The sequence below is a fragment of the Yoonia sp. R2331 genome, assembly GCF_041103235.1.
GTDB lineage: Bacteria > Pseudomonadota > Alphaproteobacteria > Rhodobacterales > Rhodobacteraceae > CANMYO01.
The window spans coordinates 287,824-306,733 of sequence record NZ_JBGCUN010000002.1 but is presented as its reverse complement, the minus strand read 5'-3'; the positions used below and the strand labels follow the sequence as shown (position 1 = coordinate 306,733).

The 18,910-nt window shown below is 60.2% G+C and carries 19 protein-coding genes and 1 tRNA gene; 4 read left to right on the top strand and 16 right to left on the bottom strand.

The annotated features are described in order from the left end of the window. Positions 1 to 69: 69 nt before the first annotated feature. Together AB3Y40_RS16265 and AB3Y40_RS16260 are read right to left on the bottom strand one after the other, a co-directional pair. Complete coding sequence (locus AB3Y40_RS16265) at positions 70 to 771, bottom strand: response regulator (RefSeq protein WP_369439931.1); 702 nt, start codon at positions 769 to 771, stop codon at positions 70 to 72. After that, positions 761 to 1,273 carry a MarR family winged helix-turn-helix transcriptional regulator gene (locus AB3Y40_RS16260; RefSeq protein ID WP_369439930.1) on the bottom strand — a complete coding sequence of 171 codons (513 nt, stop codon included), beginning with the start codon at positions 1,271 to 1,273 and terminating at the stop codon, positions 761 to 763. The genes AB3Y40_RS16265 and AB3Y40_RS16260 overlap by 11 nt, the downstream gene beginning before the upstream one ends. 147 nt (positions 1,274 to 1,420) lie before the next feature. On the opposite strand from AB3Y40_RS16260, the gene AB3Y40_RS16255 reads away from it, so the two are divergent. The 3 genes from AB3Y40_RS16255 to AB3Y40_RS16245 all read left to right on the top strand — a co-directional run bounded on the left by AB3Y40_RS16255 (position 1,421) and on the right by AB3Y40_RS16245 (position 2,813). Continuing rightward, positions 1,421 to 2,287 carry a branched-chain amino acid aminotransferase gene (locus tag AB3Y40_RS16255; RefSeq protein WP_369439929.1) on the top strand — a complete coding sequence of 289 codons (867 nt, stop codon included), beginning with the start codon at positions 1,421 to 1,423 and terminating at the stop codon, positions 2,285 to 2,287. Between the two features lie 72 nt (positions 2,288 to 2,359). Beyond that, on the top strand, positions 2,360 to 2,614 hold the full coding sequence (locus tag AB3Y40_RS16250) for a DUF1902 domain-containing protein (protein ID WP_369439928.1): 255 nt from the start codon (positions 2,360 to 2,362) through the stop codon (positions 2,612 to 2,614). Between the two features lie 4 nt (positions 2,615 to 2,618). Beyond that, a complete protein-coding gene (locus AB3Y40_RS16245; RefSeq protein WP_369439927.1) occupies positions 2,619 to 2,813 on the top strand; it encodes a type II toxin-antitoxin system HicA family toxin in 195 nt (64 codons plus the stop codon). On the opposite strand, the gene AB3Y40_RS16240 is transcribed toward AB3Y40_RS16245, so the two are convergent. The 14 genes from AB3Y40_RS16240 to AB3Y40_RS16175 form a co-directional block, all read right to left on the bottom strand. Beyond that, entirely contained in the window at positions 2,810 to 2,986 is a 177-nt protein-coding gene (locus tag AB3Y40_RS16240) for a hypothetical protein (RefSeq protein WP_369439926.1), read from the bottom strand. The genes AB3Y40_RS16245 and AB3Y40_RS16240 overlap by 4 nt on opposite strands. 63 nt (positions 2,987 to 3,049) lie before the next feature. Next, positions 3,050 to 3,271: a hypothetical protein gene (locus tag AB3Y40_RS16235; RefSeq protein WP_369439925.1), complete on the bottom strand. Its 222-nt coding sequence runs from the start codon at positions 3,269 to 3,271 to the stop codon at positions 3,050 to 3,052. A gap of 58 nt (positions 3,272 to 3,329) precedes the next feature. Next, on the bottom strand, positions 3,330 to 4,253 hold the full coding sequence (locus tag AB3Y40_RS16230; protein WP_369439924.1) for a DMT family transporter: 924 nt from the start codon (positions 4,251 to 4,253) through the stop codon (positions 3,330 to 3,332). A gap of 55 nt (positions 4,254 to 4,308) precedes the next feature. Continuing rightward, on the bottom strand, positions 4,309 to 5,304 hold the full coding sequence (locus AB3Y40_RS16225; protein ID WP_369439923.1) for an App1 family protein: 996 nt from the start codon (positions 5,302 to 5,304) through the stop codon (positions 4,309 to 4,311). Continuing rightward, positions 5,301 to 6,449, bottom strand: coding sequence for a PQQ-dependent sugar dehydrogenase (locus AB3Y40_RS16220; RefSeq protein WP_369439922.1), 1,149 nt, complete (start codon positions 6,447 to 6,449; stop codon positions 5,301 to 5,303). The genes AB3Y40_RS16225 and AB3Y40_RS16220 overlap by 4 nt, the downstream gene beginning before the upstream one ends. Positions 6,450 to 6,515: 66 nt before the next feature. Then, entirely contained in the window at positions 6,516 to 7,547 is a 1,032-nt protein-coding gene (gene queG / locus AB3Y40_RS16215; RefSeq protein WP_369439921.1) for a tRNA epoxyqueuosine(34) reductase QueG, read from the bottom strand. A gap of 81 nt (positions 7,548 to 7,628) precedes the next feature. Further along, positions 7,629 to 8,294: an FtsZ-binding protein FzlA gene (gene fzlA / locus AB3Y40_RS16210; RefSeq protein WP_369439920.1), complete on the bottom strand. Its 666-nt coding sequence runs from the start codon at positions 8,292 to 8,294 to the stop codon at positions 7,629 to 7,631. 52 nt (positions 8,295 to 8,346) lie between these two features. Continuing rightward, positions 8,347 to 9,069, bottom strand: coding sequence for a monofunctional biosynthetic peptidoglycan transglycosylase (gene mtgA / locus AB3Y40_RS16205; protein ID WP_369439919.1), 723 nt, complete (start codon positions 9,067 to 9,069; stop codon positions 8,347 to 8,349). 91 nt (positions 9,070 to 9,160) lie between these two features. Further along, entirely contained in the window at positions 9,161 to 13,684 is a 4,524-nt protein-coding gene (gene gltB / locus AB3Y40_RS16200) for a glutamate synthase large subunit (RefSeq protein ID WP_369439918.1), read from the bottom strand. Further along, on the bottom strand, positions 13,681 to 14,112 hold the full coding sequence (locus AB3Y40_RS16195; protein ID WP_369439917.1) for a GFA family protein: 432 nt from the start codon (positions 14,110 to 14,112) through the stop codon (positions 13,681 to 13,683). The genes gltB and AB3Y40_RS16195 overlap by 4 nt, the downstream gene beginning before the upstream one ends. Then, positions 14,109 to 14,798, bottom strand: coding sequence for a hypothetical protein (locus tag AB3Y40_RS16190; RefSeq protein WP_369439916.1), 690 nt, complete (start codon positions 14,796 to 14,798; stop codon positions 14,109 to 14,111). The genes AB3Y40_RS16195 and AB3Y40_RS16190 overlap by 4 nt, the downstream gene beginning before the upstream one ends. Positions 14,799 to 14,896: 98 nt before the next feature. Then, entirely contained in the window at positions 14,897 to 16,324 is a 1,428-nt protein-coding gene (locus AB3Y40_RS16185; RefSeq protein WP_369439915.1) for an NAD(P)-dependent oxidoreductase, read from the bottom strand. 160 nt (positions 16,325 to 16,484) lie between these two features. After that, complete coding sequence (locus AB3Y40_RS16180) at positions 16,485 to 17,288, bottom strand: undecaprenyl-diphosphate phosphatase (RefSeq protein ID WP_369440241.1); 804 nt, start codon at positions 17,286 to 17,288, stop codon at positions 16,485 to 16,487. After that, on the bottom strand, positions 17,285 to 18,265 hold the full coding sequence (locus AB3Y40_RS16175) for a complex I NDUFA9 subunit family protein (RefSeq protein WP_369439914.1): 981 nt from the start codon (positions 18,263 to 18,265) through the stop codon (positions 17,285 to 17,287). The genes AB3Y40_RS16180 and AB3Y40_RS16175 overlap by 4 nt, the downstream gene beginning before the upstream one ends. 149 nt (positions 18,266 to 18,414) lie before the next feature. Between AB3Y40_RS16175 and AB3Y40_RS16170 the strand changes: the two genes are divergently transcribed. Continuing rightward, a tRNA-Leu gene (locus AB3Y40_RS16170) sits at positions 18,415 to 18,500 on the top strand. The last annotated feature ends 410 nt before the right edge of the window (positions 18,501 to 18,910 follow it).

Here is an 18,910-nt window from a genome sequence, read left to right as displayed (position 1 = left end):
GTGTGCGGCCGCAATTTTGCAAGCAAAATCGCTTACCCGCACCGGCCCCCGATTAAGGGGCGTTGCCCCTTAATCGGGGGCCAACATATATCCGGCACCGCGGACGGTTTGCAGATAGCGGGGCTGTTTGGGATCGGCCTCGATCTTGCGACGCAGCCGGGTGATCTGCACGTCGACGGCGCGTTCCTGCGTTTGCCCACCGGACCGGCTGAGCTCTTCGACCAGCCGCGCGCGGGTCATCGCCTCGCCCGGCGCGCTGGAAAAGATGCGCATCAACTGGCTCTCGGTGGCGGTCAACCGCACAAGATCATCACCCTGCCACATCTCACCGCGCGCGATGTCATAGCGGATCGGGCCCAGGTTCAGCACCTTGGGTGCAACCACCACCGGCTCGGCCTGTGGCACGCGCCGCAGGATCGCATTGATCCGCAACAACAGCTCTTTGGGTTCAAACGGCTTGGCCAGATAGTCATCGGCCCCTGCTTCCAACCCGGTGATCCGGTCATCCGTCTCACCTTTAGCGGTCAACAACAGGATCGGCGTGGTGATGGTCTTGCGCAGATCGCGGCACAGGCTCATGCCATCTTCGCCCGGCATCATCACATCCAGCACGATCAGATCGAATTCCAACCCCGACAGAATGCGCCGCGCGTGGGCGGCATCGCGCGCGCCACTGACCAGAAACCCCGACCGCATCAGGAACTTCTGCAACAACGTCCGAATGCGTTCGTCATCGTCAACAATCAACAAATGGGCGTCGTCAGCGTTCATCAACCTGGTCCTTCAGCGCGTCATAGTAAAAGCGCATTTCTTCATCCATCATCGCCTCCAGCACCTGCCGAAAGCCCGCCACGGCCTCTGGCCCGGCGGTGCGGTAAGCGTGGCGCATCCGGTCGCGTTGTGCGTCCGACAGGGCCCGTTCCAGCGCGGCCCCGGCATCGGTCAGCGTCAAATGTCGCTCGCGCTTGTCGCGCTTGCCTACCGTGCTCGCTACCAAACCGTCCTCGATCAAAGTGCGCAATACACGATTAAGCGATTGTTTCGTCACGCCAAGCACCGACAACAGGTTATTGACCGTTGTGCCGGGGCTGCGATGGATGAAATGGATCGCCCGATGATGCGCCCGGCCATAGCCTTGATCCGACAGGATGCGATCCGGATCAGCCGTAAAGCCGCGATAGGCGAAAAACATCGCCTCGATCCCCTTGCGCAACTGCTCGTCGGTCAGGAACAGCAGGCTTTGTCCGGTCCCTCCGGGTGTCCCCTGCGCCATTGTGTCTCCCCCTCTTTGGTGTGAAGATACGTCAGCCTTGTTGACATTCCAAGGCGCGATTGATACCGATTCACAGAATTTGCGCAATTTTATGTCCGATGCGGACCTACTTACGCAACAAATGCAAATCCGTAGCGGGAGGTTCCAATGGCGGGTTACGATGATCGTGATGGCAAAATCTGGCTGGATGGCCAATTGGTTGACTGGCGCGGCGCACAGGTTCACGTCCTGACCCACGCGCTGCACTATGCCTCTTCAGTGTTCGAGGGCGAACGCTGCTATAACGGCAAGATCTTCCTTGACCGTGAACATTCTGACCGGCTGCATTTCTCTGCCAGCCGCATGGATTTCGAAATTCCCTACACTTCTGACGAACTTTCCGCCGCCAAGGCAAAGGTTCTGGCCGCCAACAATCTGACCGATGCTTACGTGCGCGCCTTTGCGTGGCGCGGCGCGGGTGAGGACATGGGCGTCGCCTCTGCCAAGAACCCGGTGCGCACCTGCATCGCGGCCTGGGCCTGGGGCAACTACTATGGCGACGCTAAAACCAAGGGCGCGAAACTCGACATCGCCAAATGGAAGCGCCCCAGCCCCGAAACCATCCCGCATGACGCCAAGGCGGCAGGGCTCTACATGATCGCCACCATGTCGAAACACGCTGCAGAGGCAAAAGGCTGCTCAGACGCGCTGATGTTCGACTATCGCGGCTATGTTGCCGAATGCACGGGCGCGAACCTGTTCTTTGTGAAAGACGGAGAGGTCCACACCCCCACCGCTGATGCCTTCCTGAACGGCCTGACCCGCCAGACGGTCATCAAGATGCTGCGCGAAAAGGGCGTGACTGTCCACGAACGCCACATCATGCCTGAAGAACTTGAGGGTTTTCAGCAATGCTGGCTGACCGGCACCGCGGCCGAGGTCACGCCCGTCGGCCAAATTGGCGACTACACCTTTGAGGTCGGCGCTTTGACACTGGACGTGGCCGACAGCTACGAGAAACTGGTGCGGGTCTAAGCCGCCGCGACACTTGCCCGGTTGTTCGCAATATGCGAATCTTGCGTCATAGCAACCGGGCAGGAGCATCCGATGTCCAACCTCAATTTCGAAGTGACAGCTGTCTGGGATAACGAGGCAGAGGTCTGGATTTCCGAAAGCAACATCACCGGACTTCACATCGAAGCCGACACGCTTGAAGAATTCGAAAGCGAAGTGCGCGCGCACGCGACAGACCTGATTGTCGAAAATCACATCGCAAAGGCAGATCTTGCCAGCAAGCCTTTGCGCGAATTGATCCCAACGGTATTCTGGCGTCAGGCGTCAAGCGGCCCAGCCACATCCTGATCCCGTGTCAGAGTTTCACCGCAAGGTCACAGCGCTGCTGCGCCAACACCTTTTCGAAAAGGTTCCCGGTGGTAAAGGGTCACACGAAAAGTGGCGTGGCGGGCAGCCAAAGGTCACGTTGACTGTGCCCAAGAATCTGAAAAGCCGCCACACCGCCAATGCGATACTGAAATCGGCTGGCCTCAAGAACCGCTTTTAGGCCTCACCACCCTTTTCAATCCGCAGGAAATGCCGTGCCCGTTGCGCGGCATTTTCGCGTCTGGGCCGCTTTTGCAGCGCAAGCGTGGCCTTGCTGGGGTATTTGGACTTTTCGATATCAACCAGCCGTTTGGTCCGTGGGGCGGGTTGGTCTTGGGTGCGTTGTGCAATCATCTCAATCCTCCATCCATGACCGCAGTCTAACAGATGTCGGCGAAATCGCCAAAAAACCGGGGGCTAGTGCTTTCGCACGGGCCCAATGCCCAAAAGATACCGCAAGTTGCTTTTTGCGCGATCCAGTGGCGATTCTTCTTGAGTTTTCAACGGTTCCGGTTCTTCAGGCGGCAGCGCTTTAGACGCCTCAACCGCTTGTTTTTGCTTGCGAACCGCGCGTTCCAGAAACGCGCCCTGCACACCACCCGTGGCATTCATATTCATTACTCTCATCACACGAAACATCGAACAGGCCTTATTTCTACCACATTTCGCGGGCGGAGTCTTGCCGGACGCGGCGGCGCTAATTTCCGCCCGGGTGTCCCATCGCCTTGCGTTGCTGCGCGCGGGCCAGTCCCAGTTTCCGTTCGCGCCAGATAATCAGCACACCAGCAAGGATCACAATGCCCGCACCCAGCAGCATGGTGCCTGTCGGCACTTCGTCAAAGACCAGATAGCCAATGATCAGCGCCAGCAGCATCGAGGTATAATCAAAGGGCGCCACCAGTGACGCATCGGCATAGCGATAGCTTGATGTCAGCAGAATTTGCCCGGTCCCGCCCAAAAGCCCAGCCGTGACCAGCAGCACCACCACTGTGGGCGAGGGCATCGCCCATCCCCAAGGCAGCGTGAACAGCGCCAATGTGCTGGAGGTCACGGAAAACCAGAACACGATTGCAGCGGTGCCTTCGGTCTGAACCAGTTTGCGCACGAAAACCTGCGCCATTGCGGCCATCATGGCCCCCATCAACACGACCACCGCACCCAGCGTTTCTGCCGTGTTCAGGCCTGCGCCGACCGAAAGGCGCGGCGACAACACGATCAGCACACCGACCATCCCCAGCGCCACGGCTGACAGGCGAAAGCCGCGCACCTCTTCGCCCAGAAACATCGCCGCGAAGATCACCACCAACAGTGGCGCGGCATAGCCGATGGCCGTCACTTCTGGCAGCGGCAACAGACCCAATCCGGTGAACATCAGCCCCATGGCCGTTGTCCCCACCAGCCCGCGCCAAACATGGCCCATCGGGTTTTGGGTCTTCAAGCCACTGCGCAATTCACCCCGAAACGCCAGCCAGCCGAAAATGACCGGCAAGGCAAAGAACGACCGGAAAAATACCGCCTGACCGGGTGGGACATCGACGCTTGCTGCTTTCACCATCGAGGCCATGCCCATAAAGGTCACGACCGACAGGATTTTGAACAGGATGCCGCGCAGGGGATGCATAGGCGCAAACTACGCAGCGGCGTTCGGCCTTCAATCCGTGATCTGGTGTTAGCTGCTATGCGTCTGGCGCGTGGCTGTCTTTCAGGTCCGCAATGGCCGCGCGATAGTCGTCCGCCATATGCACCTTGACGCCAGCCGCTTTCAGCACGGCGACCTCGGCTTCATCCTCTGGTCCGATGGCCCCAGCGGTCCGCAAGATGACCCGTGCGATGCGCCCGGGATGCCGCTGGGCCGCTGCGGCATAGACATGCGGATCATGCTGACCGGTGTCACCCACCAGCACAAAGGGCAGATCGGGGTGCGCGGCCATCAAGATATCAATCGCCGCCCCCTTGTGATCACCGTGTGTGCCGGTGATGAACTGGGTCTCGCTGATCCCATAGTCGCGCAGAAACATCGGCCCGCGCGGCAGCCCCGCGCGGGCAAAGACCGCGGCCAGAAAATCATGCAGGTTCCACGGGGAAGAGCTGACATAGTAGATTGGGTTGCGGTCCTGTCCGCGCAGCACATCCATCAGGTCCACCGCGCCGGCAAAGACCTCGCGCGTGGCCGAATTGCCGGTCAGCGTCGTCCACAAATTGCGCCTGAGTGACCACGCACCGGTTGCCATCATCGTGTCATCCACGTCCGAGATGACGGCAAAGTCCGCCCCCGGCCCTGTCACACGCACTGGGCAAATGGCTTCGATATCTCCGGCTGTCACGGTCACATCGACCCAGCCGCTCTTCTGGCCGCGCGGCAAAAGCAAGGTGAAATACCCCTCTTCATCACTGCGCCCTTCGACCCCGCCTGCGCGCACCGCGACATCCGCCACCTCATCGGTCAGGAACATCCGCAACATCGACCGCATGTTGCGCATCCGGCTTTGTCTGGTTTGCACCTGTTCCACCCGTTGCGCGGCCAACACACGGCCCCGCACCACCAGATGATCGGGCGTCGCATAGCCTGCGTAGGGCGCGATCACCTGCGCCGTGCGCGGCCTGACGATGACCTGCTCGATCCCGCGTTCGATCCGGGCTGCCCCACGCGCCAACCACAGCTTCAGGCTCATCCCGGTTGCACCCGCAGGATCTCTCCGGCGTCGGTCAGCACCAGCACCGCGCCATCTGGCAACACTTCCACATCGCGGACTCGGCCCACACCATCCAACAGCCTTTCCTCACCCGTGACCCGGCCACCATCCAGCGTCAGCCGGACCAGCCCGCCGGGGTTGAGCGACCCCACCAGAATATCCCCGCGCCATGGCGCATAGCTGCCCGCGTAGAACGCCATATTGCTGGGCGCGATCACCGGGTCCCAATAATAAACCGGCTCTTCCATCCCGGCGGCGCGGGCCTGTCCCGCACCAATGTCGCTGCCGCGATAGTTGATCCCATAGGACACCAGCGGCCAGCCATAGTTGCGCCCCGCCCGTGGTTGGTTCAGCTCATCACCCCCACGCGGCCCGTGTTCCACGGCCCAAAGCCCGCCGGGGCCTAGGGCCGCGCCCTGCGCATTGCGGTGCCCCAGTGACCAGATCGCATCATCGCCCGCGCGTCCGACAAAAGGGTTATCCGTCGGGATCGTTCCATCGGCATTCACCCGGATCACCTTGCCATGTGTGCTGCCGGGGTCCTGCACCAGCGTCCCACGATCGCCCGCGCCCCGATCACCGGTGGTGATCCAGACGGTGCCATCCGGGTCCGGCACGATCCGGCTGCCAAAGTGTCGCCCGCCAGAGGTCGCAGGCCCCTGCACAAAGATATCGCGCACATCGCTCAGCTGCCCATCCGCACCCAAGGTGCCACGCGCCGCAGCCGTCACCGCGCCACCGCTGACCGGCTTGGCATAGGTCCAGAACACTGTGCGGTCGCGGCTGAAATCGGGCGAGACTGCTACATCCAACAGCCCGCCCTGCCCGCCAGCGGCCACACGTGGCACACCGCCCAAAGGGGCAGAGACTGCGCCATCACTGTTAACAATCCGCATAGCACCGCCCTTTTCCGTCACCAGAAATTGGCCCGACGGTAGCCTTGCAATGCCCCAAGGCGCATCCAACCCGCGCGCAAACCGCGTCACCGTCACCGGGGTGGCGGCCATCGCTGGTGCGCGCGTCTGATTGGCAAAAGCGGGCTGAAAATCGGCGTTCGGCGGGCCCTGACTGACCTGCGCAAGCGACATCATCGGGATCATGGCAAACAGAATGGCAAGGCGCATGGACACTCCTTCATCAGCGTTTCACCCCTTCAAGATAGGGCGAAATGTGACCCTGTCGCGGGGCGATCACGCGATTGCGCGTAACCTTGCCACCGCCCAACGCGCCGCATCCGCGACAACCGGGTCCGGGTCATTGACGAGGGCCTCAGCCGGGGTCAGCAATGCCGGGTCCGCCGCATTGCCCATCGCATAAAGCACATTGCGCAGGAACCGGTCGCGCCCGATCCGCTTGATCGGCGATCCGCTGAACTTTGCGCGAAACCCCGCATCATCCAGCGTCGCAAGGTCGGCCAGCGGCGGGGCCACCAGATCATCACGCGCGGCCAACCGCTGATCCTTGGCGGTGGCCGCAAACTTGTTCCACGGGCAAACCGCCAGACAATCGTCACAGCCATAAATCCGGTTGCCCATGCGGGCGCGCAATTCGGGGTCAATCGGGCCTTTGTGTTCAATCGTCAGATAGGAAATGCAGCGCCGCGCATCCAACTGGAAAGGCGCCGGGAAAGCATCGGTCGGACAGATGTCCAGACAGGCCCGGCAGGACCCGCAATGCTCGTTTTCCCCTGTATCAGGGTCTAATTCGAGCGTGGTAAAGATCGCCCCCAGAAAGAACCAATTGCCCAATTCGCGCGACAACAGGTTGGTATGTTTGCCCTGCCAGCCCAGCCCTGCTGCCTGCGCCAGCGGTTTCTCCATCACCGGGGCCGTGTCCACGAACACCTTGATCTCGGTGCCCGGCGCTTGTTCGATCAACCAGCGCCCGACTTTCTTCAGCCGCTTCTTGACCACATCATGATAATCGCGGCCCTGCGCATAGACACTGATGGCCGCGCGGTCGGGCTGATCCAGCACCGCCAGCGGATCATGGGCAGGCGCATAATTCTCGGCCAGCATGACGACCGATTTCGCATCCGGCCACAGGGCTGCCGGATCACCGCGCCAACCCATGCGCTCCGCCATCCAACCCATCTGCCCATGCCACCCGGCATCCACAAACGCCTGCAAGCGCGCCGCCAGTTCCGGGGCCGCGTCGGGCCTGCACACACCCACACCCGCAAACCCCGCTTCCCGCGCATATGCGATCAACCGGTCCTTCATTCTTCTGGCCAAAAATATCCTGGGGGTCCGGGGGCAAAGCCCCCGAAAAAGGGGTGGGGGGGCGGGCCCCCCCGCCAAAGATCAAAAATCAAGGTCCGCATAATGCCCCGGCTGCGGAAACCCTGGCACCTGATCGGCCAGCAATGACCGGAACGCGGGCCGCGATTTGATCTTGGCATACCAATCCTTCACCACCTCTGACCGGTTCCAATCCACGTCCGAGATATAGTCCAAACAGCTCAACTGTGCGGCAGCGGCGAAATCGGCCAGGCTCATGTCGTTGCCCGCCAACCACCGGCGCTGATCCAGCAGATGCGCCATGTAATCCAGATGATACTTGATCGCCTTGGCACCTTCCTTGACGTTTGTGCTGTCGGGGTATCCGGTTCCCATCACCTTGCGAAACACCCGCTCGCCCACCAGCTTTTGCGTGCATTCCGCGTAAAACTTGTCATCAAACCACCCCACAAGCCGCCGCACCTCGTATCGACTTTCTGCGTCTTTGGGCAAAAGCGCGGGGCTGGGATGCACCTCTTCGATGTATTCGCAAATCGCCGTGCTATCGGCCATTGTGCGGTTGCCCATCTTCAGAACCGGTACCTTGCCTGCGGGATTGCGGCGCAGGAAATCAGTGTCCTTTTCCCAATACCGCTCTTCGACCAGCTCGACCTCGATCTTCTTTTCCGCAAGGCTCAGCCGCACTTTGCGCGAAAACGGTGACAGAGGATAATGATAAAGCCGGTTCATCGTTTGCCCTTTGGTGGTGGTCCATCTTCAATGCCGCAAGGCGCGCGTGCGTTCAATCCTCAAAACAGGCTGCCCGCCCGTCAGCAGCGATTGTTGCCGCCCCATCTAGAATGCCCGCCGCCCTTCTGCGCACCGCGTCACTGGGCTGCGCGGCTGACCGCGTCTTGGGCGCGGGCAGGATTGCCGCCAGCCGTGCGGCCTGCACATTGGTCAGATCGGCCGCATCCACGCCAAAGTAATGCTGCGCCGCCGCCTGCACACCAAACACACCCTCGTCGAACTCGGCCACGTTCAGATACAGCTCCAGAATTCGCCGCTTTGACCAGACCGCTTCGGTCAGCGGGGTCCAGACGGCCTCCATTGATTTGCGCAACCACGATCGACCCTGCCACAGATAGACATTCTTCACGACTTGCTGCGAAATGGTCGAAGCGCCGCGATTGCCCCCTGCCTCAAGCGCAGTCTGGATCGCATCCACATCCAGCCCCCAATGCAGGCAGAAATTGGCGTCTTCTGCTGCAACAGCGGACCGCGCCATGACCGGCGCGATGTCTTCCATTGCAACCCAGTCCATCTCAACCCCGCCAAGGCGGCGGCTTTCGGACAACGCATAGGGCGTGCTGGGCGGATTGATCAGCGCATAAAGAAACGTCAGCAAGACAACCATCAGCACCGCCCCCGCAATGAAACGCCAAAACCACCCGGTCACGCGCCGCAAGGGTCCCTTGCGGGGTGTCTCGGCTTTCTTTTTCCGGGATGTCTTCGCCTTCGCCATAGGCCTCTTAACTCATTTGCCCCGCACAGGGTCAAGCAAAACGCCCCGCAGCCGGTCAGCCACGGGGCGCAATTTTTCGCAAAAACAGACCCTATTCCGCAGGGATAGCTGTTTCTTCGATGCTAAGCGGTGCCGGCAGATGCACCAACATTTCTTTCGGGCAAACTTGGATAAAGTGCATCTGGGCTTCTTCCCAGTTGGCAAGGATTTCAGCCGCTTTCACGCTGCCGGTCTCTTCTGCGTGCTGTGCGACCAGCCCGCGCAACTGTGCCTCCCAGTGGTCGACCGTGACGGGGCATGTCACCAGCGTTTCCATGTTCATCAACGCAGGCGCGGTCCCGTCGGGATCGTAAAGATAGGCCATCCCGCCGGTCATGCCTGCGCCAAAGTTGGCACCAATCTCGCCCAGAATCACGGCGACACCGCCGGTCATGTATTCGCAGCCGTTGGTTCCGCAGCCCTCGATCACAACATTTGCGCCCGAATTGCGCACAGCAAACCGTTCACCCGCGCGACCCGCGGCAAAAAGGTACCCATCGGTCGCACCATAAAGCACCGTGTTGCCGATGATCGTATTCTCAGCCGCCACCAGCGGGCTTTGCATCTGCGGACGCACCACCACGGTACCCCCCGACAGACCCTTACCGACATAGTCGTTGGCGTCACCCGACACGACCAGCTTCAGCCCGTGCACCGCAAAGGCGCCAAGGCTTTGCCCGGCAGAACCGCGCAGCTTTACCGTCAGGTGATCGGGTTGCAAATTGTTACGCATCCCGTGTTCCTGCACGATGTGGCTCGACGTGCGCGTGCCGATGGTCCGCAGCGTGTTTTGCACCGCATATTCCAGCTGCATCTTCTCGCCATCCTTCAGGAAGCGGTCCGCATCCTTGACGATCTGCGCATCCAACGTGTCATCGACCGGGTTGCGGTCTTTGTCACGGTTGTAGGTGATCTTGCTGGCCCCATCGACGGTGATCAGCAGCGGGTTCAGGTCCAGATCATCCAGATGCGCGGACCCACGGCTGACCTGTGCCAACAGATCGGCGCGTCCAATCACCTCATCCAGCGACCGCGCACCAATGCTTGCCAGGATTTCGCGAACTTCTGTGGCGTAGAAAGTGATCAGGTTCACCACCTTGTCGGCATTGCCGGTGAACTTGTCGCGCAGCGCTTCATCCTGCGTGCAGACCCCCACCGGGCAGGTGTTGGACTGACACTGGCGCACCATGATGCAACCCATCGCGATCAGCGCGGCTGTGCCGATGCCGTATTCCTCGGCCCCCAGCATTGCTGCCATCACGATGTCGCGGCCCGTGCGCAAACCACCATCGGTGCGGAGCGTGATCCGCTCGCGCAGATTGTTCATCGCCAGCACCTGATGCGCCTCTGTCAGGCCCATTTCCCACGGCAAACCTGCGTATTTGATCGAGGTGCCGGGTGAGGCACCCGTGCCGCCATTATGCCCCGAAATCAGGATGATATCGGCCTTCGCCTTGGCGACACCGGCGGCAATCGTGCCAACGCCAGATGACGCCACAAGCTTCACCGTCACCTTACAGCGCGGGTTGATCTGCTTGAGGTCGTAGATCAGCTGCGCAAGATCCTCGATCGAATAGATATCGTGGTGCGGCGGCGGTGAAATCAGCGTCACCCCTTTGGTCGAGTGCCGCAGCTTGGCGATCAGGTCAGTGACCTTCATCCCCGGCAACTGGCCGCCCTCACCGGGCTTGGCCCCCTGCGCCACTTTGATCTCCAGCTCTTCGCAGGCCAGCAGATATTCCGCTGTCACACCAAACCGGCCAGAGGCGACCTGCTTGATCTTCGCACTCGCATTGTCGCCATTGGGTTCCGGCGTGAAATCATCGGGGCTTTCGCCACCTTCGCCACTGTCGGACTTTGCACCAATCCGGTTCATCGCAATCGACAGCGTCCGGTGCGCCTCAGGCGACAGCGCACCCAGCGACATGCCCGGTGTCACAAACCGCTTGCGGATCGCGGTGATGCTTTCGACCTCTTCAATCGGAACAGGTGTCCCCAGCGGCTTGATCGCCAACAAATCGCGCAGATGGATCGGCGGGTTGGACTGCATCGCCTTGGAATACTGTTGCCACATCTCATAGCTGGCGCGGTTACACGCGGCCTGCATCATGTGCATGGTCTGCGCTTCCCAGGCGTGCTTTTCGCCCGACCGGCGCGCTTTGTAGAAGCCACCAATAGGCAGCACATCCTGCCCCTGCTTCCAGCCCTTGGCATGCACCTCTTCCAGCTTGGTCTGAATGCCGTTTGTCCCGATGCCCGAAATCCGGCTGTGCATCCCGGGGAAGTATTCCGCGACCATCGCGCGGGACAGGCCAACGGCTTCAAAGTTCAGGCCGCCGCGATAGGAAGACAGGACACTAATTCCCATCTTAGACATGATTTTCAGCAACCCGGCGTCAATCGCCGCGCGGTAGCGGCGGCAGGCGTCGGTCAGATTTCCGTCAATCAAACCGCGGCGCAAACGGTCCGCGATGCTGTCTTGCGCCAGATAGGCGTTGACCGTGGTAGCACCGCAGCCAATCAGCACAGCAAAGTAATGTGGATCAATACATTCCGCCGACCGCACGTTGATCGAACAGAAGGTGCGCAGCCCCTTCTTGGTCAGCCCCGAATGCACAGCGCTCGTGGCAAGGATCATCGGCATCGGAACGCGCGTGGCCGACTGATGCTGATCGGTCAGGACGATGTGTCCAGCACCGGACCGCACGGCATCTTCCGCCTCGTTCCGGATACGCGCAAGCCCGCGCGACAGCGCACCTGACCCTTCGGTAAAGGTACAATCAATCATCACGACGCCATCGCCGAAATGTTTGACCATCTCGTCGAATTCCGCATTCGCGACAAAGGGGCTTTCCAGCACCAGAATCTCTGTCTGGCTGCTGTCTTCGTCCAGCACGTTCTTAAGGTTGCCGAACCGCGTTTTCAGCGACATCACCCGGCTTTCACGAAGTGAGTCAATCGGCGGGTTTGTGACCTGGCTAAAGTTCTGGCGGAAAAAGTGGCTGAGCGGGCGATAGGTCTTGGACAACACGGCGCTAGGCGTGTCGTCACCCATGCTGGCGATCATTTCCTTGCCGTCTTCGGCCATCGGGGCCAGCACCTGTTCCAGTTCCTCGATGCTGTAACCGGCTGCGACCTGACGCTGACGCAGATCAGCGCCTTCGTAGATCGTCGTCTCGGGGATGTCGCGCAGCATGTCGTTGAGGTTCGTGACCTTCTCGACCCAATCGCCAAACGGTAGCGCGCGCGCCAGCTTGTCCTTGATTTCGGTGTCGTGAAACAGCAGTCCCTTTTGCATGTCTACGGCAATCATCTGCCCCGGACCCAACGCGCCTTTTTCGACCACGGTGGATTCGTCCACCGCGACCATGCCGACCTCGGACCCCGCCACCAACAGGCCATCGCCAGTCACGACATAGCGCAGCGGGCGCAAGCCGTTCCGGTCCAGCCCGCCACAGACCCAACGGCCATCGGTCATCGCCAGCGCCGCCGGCCCATCCCAAGGCTCCATCACCGCGTTGCAATAGGAATACATGTCCTGCCAGGCCTGCGGCATTTCAACTGCCTGCTTGGACCAGCTTTCCGGCACCATCATCGTCTTGGCCATCGGCGCTGTCCGACCAGCCCGTACCAGAACCTCAAAAACAGAGTCTAATGCGGACGAATCCGATGCGCCCGCCGGGATGATCGGCTTGATGTCTTCGGCCATCTCACCAAAGGCGGCAGAGGCCATGCGAATCTCATGGCTGCGCATCCAGTTCACGTTACCCTTGAGCGTGTTGATCTCACCGTTGTGGGCCAACATGCGGAATGGCTGGGCCAGCGACCACTGCGGGAATGTGTTGGTGGAATAGCGCTGGTGATAGATCGCAAAGGCGCTTTCAAAGCGTTCGTCCATCAGATCAGGGTAGAAAACCGCGACCTGTTCAGCCAGCATCATGCCCTTGTAGATGATCGACCGGCACGACAGCGAACAAACATAAAGGTCGATGCCTGCGGCCGCTTTCTCGATCCGGCGGCGAATGATGTAAAGCTCGCGCTCGAACTCTTCCTCGGTCATGTCCTTTTCACAGCGGATCAGGATTTGCTCGATCTCGGGGCGGGTCGCATTGGCCTTTTCACCCAGAACCTCGTTGTTTACCGGCACATGACGCCAGCCATAGATGTAATGGCCCAGCCGCAGCACTTCGCTTTCCACGATGGTCCGGCAGCGTTCCTGCGCGCCAAAATCCGTGCGCGGCAGGAAAATCTGGCCCACGGCAATCCGCTCGCCTTCAATCGGCTCATGGCCCGTGCGACGGATCTGATCCTGAAAGAACGGCTCTGGGATTTGCACGTGAATGCCTGCGCCGTCGCCGGTTTTGCCGTCTGCATCGACTGCACCCCGGTGCCAGACCGCTTTCAACGCATTGATACCCTTTTCGACCACATCGCGGGACGCAGTGCCGTCGATCGACACCACAAGGCCCACGCCACAGGACGCATGTTCATCGTCGTCCCGATACAGGCCATTCTCGGCCATCCACTTGCGCTTTGCTTCTTCGGCAGCGACCCAGTTGTCATCGTAAGTGGTCATGTGTTTTGCCCTTTCAAATAGGCCTCTAACTTGGCCTTCTCGTCCGCTTCCGTGCTCTGGCTGGCACCCGGTGCTTCTGCCATCCACGCGGCGCGGTGATCTACAAAAATTTCTTCGCTCAGCGTCAGTCCGCCCTGACCTGCAAACAGCCCCGGGGCGACAAAGCTCACCGGTTTGCCCTGCATCTTCCACCACAAGTTGGCGCCACAAGTGCTGCAAAACACCCGCTCGCCCCACTTGCTTGCGCAATAGCTTTGCGTGGCCTCAAGCCCGGTGATCTGCAGGTCACCCTTGACCCGGACCGCATAAAGCGGCCCGCCGCCGGTCCAGGTCTGGCACATGCCGCAATGGCAGGCCTGCAAGGTATCGTCGAAATCCCCCGCGATGCGCACCGCACCGCACAAACAGGCACCGTCGCGCTTGGTCATTCCAGCACCTCAAAGCTGGACATCACAACGCCGCAGCCATGCTTGGGATTGGCGCTCAGGAATCCCGGCTCGCCGGGGTAGATGAATTCGACTGGGCGTCCGTCACGCTCGAATGAATCCGACGCCGTCACAATTGTCCCAACGCCCGACAGGAACATCCGCCAGTTGCGGCTGATGAACTCATTGCCTGACGACCGCCAGATCTCGGTGCCGTCCTCGGCATAGGCGGTGATGTTGTATTCCGTCTCGGCCAGGGTCACGTCATCAATCGTGATCTCGCGCCCGGTCAGCGCGTCCTGCCCGACATAGCGCGTGACGCCAAATTCATCCGACAGGGTTTTGAAGTCATAGGTGTCCTGACCGGTCTGGATCAGCTCATCCAGATTGGCGCGATCTACGGGGTTGTCTTCCAACCGTTCAGTGTGGCCGGTCAGCGGGTGAAAGGAATTGATCCACTGCGTCTGGTCATCCGTGGTGCCCAGATAGGTCATGCCTTGTTCATCCAGACTGACACGCTGCTTGTGGCCCTCGGGGTCGCCCGCACATATGAAATTATGGTCAACGCTGCAGTCGGCATTCTGGATCGTGACAAAGGCATCGCACCCGGCGGGCAGGCTGAAAAGGTCCTGCGCTTTCAGGCTGTTGGCCCAGAAAATCGCGGCGACAAAAACCAAAAGGGTCAGCATGCGTTCCGCAGTCTTAACGCGCGTTTGGCTTCGGGGTTGCATGGCATGTGCATCGGATGTGCATGCTTTGTGCATCCGGGTTTGGGGCGTGCGGTGGGTCATTCCGCTGCCACCGCATCCGTGTTGGCCAGATAGCCCAGGATCGCCTCTGCCGCTTCGCGCCCGTCACGAATGGCCCAGACCACAAGACTTGCGCCGCGCACGATGTCGCCTGCGGCATAGACCCCATCAAGGTTGGTCTTGCCGGTGCCAAAGTCCGCCTTGATCGTGCCCCAACGGGTCACTTCCAGCGCGTCCTCGCCCCAAAGCGTAGGGAGGTCCTCTGGTTCAAAACCCAGCGCCTTGATCACCAGATCAGACTCTTCAACATAGTCGGCACCTTCGATCACTTCGGGGAACTGGCGGCCGGATGCGTCGGGCTTGCCCAGACGCATCTTGCTGACGTTCACGCCGGTGACGGCATCGCCTTCGAATCCTGCGGGCGCGGACAGCCAGACAAATTCGACGCCTTCTTCCTCTGCGTTCTGCACCTCGCGCTGCGATCCGGGCATGTTAGCCTTGTCGCGACGATACAGGCACTTCACGCTTTCAGCGCCTTGACGGATCGCGGTGCGCACACAGTCCATCGCGGTGTCACCGCCGCCGATGACGACGACCTTCTTGCCCTGTGCGTTCAATTCACCGCTATCAAATTCCGCAACTTCATCACCAAAGCTTTTGCGGTTGCTGGCCGTCAGATAGTCGATCGCGCGCACGATGCCGGCAGCATCCGCATCCGGCAAATCCCTTGATTTATAGACACCTGTGGCGATCAGCACCGCGTCATGTTCGCCGCGGATCGCGCCAAAGCTCAGGTCTTCGCCCACGTTGCAATTCATCACGAATTTCACGCCGCCGTCTTCCAACTGCGCCATACGCTGCATCACGATGTCTTTCTCAAGCTTGAAGCCTGGGATGCCGTAGGTCAGCAAACCGCCACCCCGATCATAGCGGTCATAGACCGTGACCTGCACACCCTGACGGCGCAGCATATCCGCTGCGGCAAGGCCGCCGGGACCGGCACCAATGATGCCCACGCTTTCCGCGCGCTCTGTGTGCGGGCGGATCGGCTTGACCCAGCCTTCCTCAAACGCGGTATCGGTGATGTACTTTTCAACGGACCCGATGGTGACGGTGCCGTGGCCCGATTGTTCGATCACGCAGTTGCCTTCGCACAGGCGGTCCTGCGGGCAAATGCGGCCACAAATCTCTGGGAAGGTATTGGTGGCTTGGCTGATCTCATACGCCTCTTCCAGACGCCCTTCGGCGGTCAGGCGCAGCCAATCGGGGATGTTGTTGTGCAGCGGGCAATGCGACTGACAATAGGGCACGCCGCACTGGCTGCAGCGGCTGGCCTGCTCTTCGGCCTTGGCAGTTGCGTACTCGGCGTAAATCTCTGCGAAATCGCTGCGGCGTAGATTGGGCGCACGCTTTTCCGGCATGTCGCGGTCTACGGTCGTGAATTTCAGCATCTTTTGCCCGGCCATCGCAGACTCCATTCTTCTCGAAGATCAGACCTGCGGTTTAATACCCTGTTCATCAGATGAAAAGTCAACATTACTGACCTAAATGCTGAATTTTTGTGATGTCAGCGATCACGCGCCGAAAAAAGTGGGTATTTTAGGTCACTATTCGTGACCTACTTTGCTAGAAACCCAACAAAAGCGCAGTCAGCGCAACACTGCCAACACCGATTCGCCACCACCCGAACAATGCGTAACCATGGCTGCTAACGTAGTTCAGCAACCATCTGACGACGAAAAGGGCGGTGACAAAGGCCATGATCAGGCCAATCGCGATCTCTGTCAGGGCGCTGAAATCCAGCACATCGCGGTTCTTGTAAAGGTCATAGCCGAATACCCCGAACATCATCGGGATCGACAGGAAGAACGAAAACTCTGCCGCTGCACGCTTGCTGACACCCAGCAACAAGGCCCCCACAATGGTCGACCCTGACCGAGAGGTGCCAGGGATCAGCGAAAGGCATTGAAACAGACCAATGCCCAGCGCCGTTTTGACCGGCAGGCGCATCGCATCCTGATGCTCTTCGTGCAGGTTCAGCCGGTCCACGAACAACAGGATCACACCACCGATGATCAGCATCACCGCAATCAACATAGGGGTTTCAAACAGCACCGTTTTGATCAGGTCATGCATCAGCACACCCAGCACCACGGCCGGGATCGCAGCGACCACGATGGATGCAATAAACCGGCGCGATGCAGGGTCGGACGGGGCGGTGGCAACAGCACCCCAAAGTCTTTGAAAATAAAGCACAACCAGCGCCATGACGGCACCGATCTGGATCACAACCTCAAAGGTATTTCCCGCACTGTCAAAGCCAAGAAAATGCCCGACAAGCAGCAGGTGCCCGGTCGATGAAACAGGGATGAACTCTGTCAGGCCTTCAAGGATTCCCAGAAGGCCCGCAACAATCGTGCTGTCCATCAGGTCTTACGCAGGTTCTTGGCCGAATCCTTGATCGCCGCGTATTGGCCCGAGGGGCGGAAGCGCCACAGATAGTCGGGCAGGATCGCCTCCATCGCGGTGGGCTGAATGCCCAAATCGGCCAGCGTCTTGGCCCCCTCGCTTACCACGTTGTCGACGGCCAGGTTCTTGACCTGATCGCCGGTGATCGGGGCCTTCACGATGCCGAGTGATAGAAACTGCACCGCACCCGAAACCGAGGCGACAATCCGCGCCATCCAGAATGGCATATTGATCACAAGGCGGCGACGCTGCACCACATCCAGCATCCGCTGCATCAACCCGCGGAAGGTATCAACTTCCGGCCCGCCTAGTTCATAGACGCCGCTTGCGGCACCCAAGGCCCCTGCCTCTGCTGCGGCGGCGACATCATCGACGAACACAGGCTGAAACCGCGTCTCCGCCCCGGCAACCGGCAACACAGGGCCAAAGCGCGACATGCCGGCAAAACGGTTAAAGAACTGATCTTCCTGACCAAAAATGATCGACGGGCGCAAAATCACGGCATCGGGCATATGGGCCAAGACACCCGCCTCGCCCTCGGCTTTGGTCCGGGCATAGTCGCTCGCGGCGTCCGCATTGGCCCCGATGGCCGAGATATGGACCATCCGCGCCACGCCGTGTTGGGCTGCCATACGTGCAATGCGTTCAGCGCCTTCGGCCTGTACGGCGTCAAAGGTGTTCTTGCCAACCTCTTCCAGCACACCAACGCAGTTGATCACCACATCAGCGCCGCCCATCACAGCGGCAACGCTGGCGTCATCACGGATGTTGCAAAAGACCGGTTCGACCTGCCCGACCACGCCGTATGGCTTCACAAAAAGCGCCTCGTCCGGATTGCGCACGGCCACCCGCACCCGCCATCCTGCCTTAGCCATTCGCCGCGCGATATAGCGTCCGACAAAGCCGGAACCGCCGAAGATGGTGACAAGATTGGACATGGCATAGCCTCTTTGCGCAATTCGCTTTGGGTTTACCCGCGCACCCGGTTTCAGACAAGGCGAAACAAGCGCGCAAGAATAAGCACCGCCACGTCGGAATCGCGTTGACACCCTGTTTCCGCCTCGCTACATCGCGCTTCACGACACCTGCCCAGGTGGCGGAATGGTAGACGCGCCAGCTTCAGGTGCTGGTGTCCGTATGGACGTGGAGGTTCGAGTCCTCTCCTGGGCACCAAATATCCCAAAAAAGCAGTCAAACGTCGGAGTTTCGACCGGCTCTGAACTGTCAGCCCACAGACCAACGCCACCTACTCTTGCAGACATGAACCCGGAGTTGACGCACCGAGCCGATCAGCAAAAGTGCTCGCGATCCTTCTCATATCTCAGGGACCCTGGTTCGCTCGCCGACTAGGAGAGTTGCACAGCCGATCATCGGTGGTTCGATGTGCCCTGCCACGCAGCTGCCTTCACCGCCAAACAATTGATAGTGCGGCAGGTCCGTCAAGTTGGCCGCCATGGAATTTGGTCTTCACCGAAATTAGGCCCCGTAAAAAAGACCTGCCAAAAGCCTTCGAACTTGCGCGGGCCCAACCCGATCAGGTTCTGGAACTGGACGTCGCGCAGATATGCGGCGGGCAAGGTTTC

What these genes read in the sequence shown, in the direction of transcription:
- AB3Y40_RS16265 (WP_369439931.1), bottom strand. Translation starts at nt 771, where the DNA reads ATGAACGCTGACGACGCCCATTTGTTGATTGTTGACGATGACGAACGC.
- AB3Y40_RS16260 (WP_369439930.1), bottom strand. Translation starts at nt 1,273, where the DNA reads ATGGCGCAGGGGACACCCGGAGGGACCGGACAAAGCCTGCTGTTCCTG.
- AB3Y40_RS16255 (WP_369439929.1), top strand. Translation starts at nt 1,421, where the DNA reads ATGGCGGGTTACGATGATCGTGATGGCAAAATCTGGCTGGATGGCCAA.
- AB3Y40_RS16250 (WP_369439928.1), top strand. Translation starts at nt 2,360, where the DNA reads ATGTCCAACCTCAATTTCGAAGTGACAGCTGTCTGGGATAACGAGGCA.
- AB3Y40_RS16240 (WP_369439926.1), bottom strand. Translation starts at nt 2,986, where the DNA reads ATGATTGCACAACGCACCCAAGACCAACCCGCCCCACGGACCAAACGG.
- AB3Y40_RS16235 (WP_369439925.1), bottom strand. Translation starts at nt 3,271, where the DNA reads ATGTTTCGTGTGATGAGAGTAATGAATATGAATGCCACGGGTGGTGTG.
- AB3Y40_RS16230 (WP_369439924.1), bottom strand. Translation starts at nt 4,253, where the DNA reads ATGCATCCCCTGCGCGGCATCCTGTTCAAAATCCTGTCGGTCGTGACC.
- AB3Y40_RS16225 (WP_369439923.1), bottom strand. Translation starts at nt 5,304, where the DNA reads ATGAGCCTGAAGCTGTGGTTGGCGCGTGGGGCAGCCCGGATCGAACGC.
- AB3Y40_RS16220 (WP_369439922.1), bottom strand. Translation starts at nt 6,449, where the DNA reads ATGCGCCTTGCCATTCTGTTTGCCATGATCCCGATGATGTCGCTTGCG.
- queG (WP_369439921.1), bottom strand. Translation starts at nt 7,547, where the DNA reads ATGAAGGACCGGTTGATCGCATATGCGCGGGAAGCGGGGTTTGCGGGT.
- fzlA (WP_369439920.1), bottom strand. Translation starts at nt 8,294, where the DNA reads ATGAACCGGCTTTATCATTATCCTCTGTCACCGTTTTCGCGCAAAGTG.
- mtgA (WP_369439919.1), bottom strand. Translation starts at nt 9,069, where the DNA reads ATGGCGAAGGCGAAGACATCCCGGAAAAAGAAAGCCGAGACACCCCGC.
- gltB (WP_369439918.1), bottom strand. Translation starts at nt 13,684, where the DNA reads ATGACCACTTACGATGACAACTGGGTCGCTGCCGAAGAAGCAAAGCGC.
- AB3Y40_RS16195 (WP_369439917.1), bottom strand. Translation starts at nt 14,112, where the DNA reads ATGACCAAGCGCGACGGTGCCTGTTTGTGCGGTGCGGTGCGCATCGCG.
- AB3Y40_RS16190 (WP_369439916.1), bottom strand. Translation starts at nt 14,798, where the DNA reads ATGCTGACCCTTTTGGTTTTTGTCGCCGCGATTTTCTGGGCCAACAGC.
- AB3Y40_RS16185 (WP_369439915.1), bottom strand. Translation starts at nt 16,324, where the DNA reads ATGGCCGGGCAAAAGATGCTGAAATTCACGACCGTAGACCGCGACATG.
- AB3Y40_RS16175 (WP_369439914.1), bottom strand. Translation starts at nt 18,265, where the DNA reads ATGTCCAATCTTGTCACCATCTTCGGCGGTTCCGGCTTTGTCGGACGC.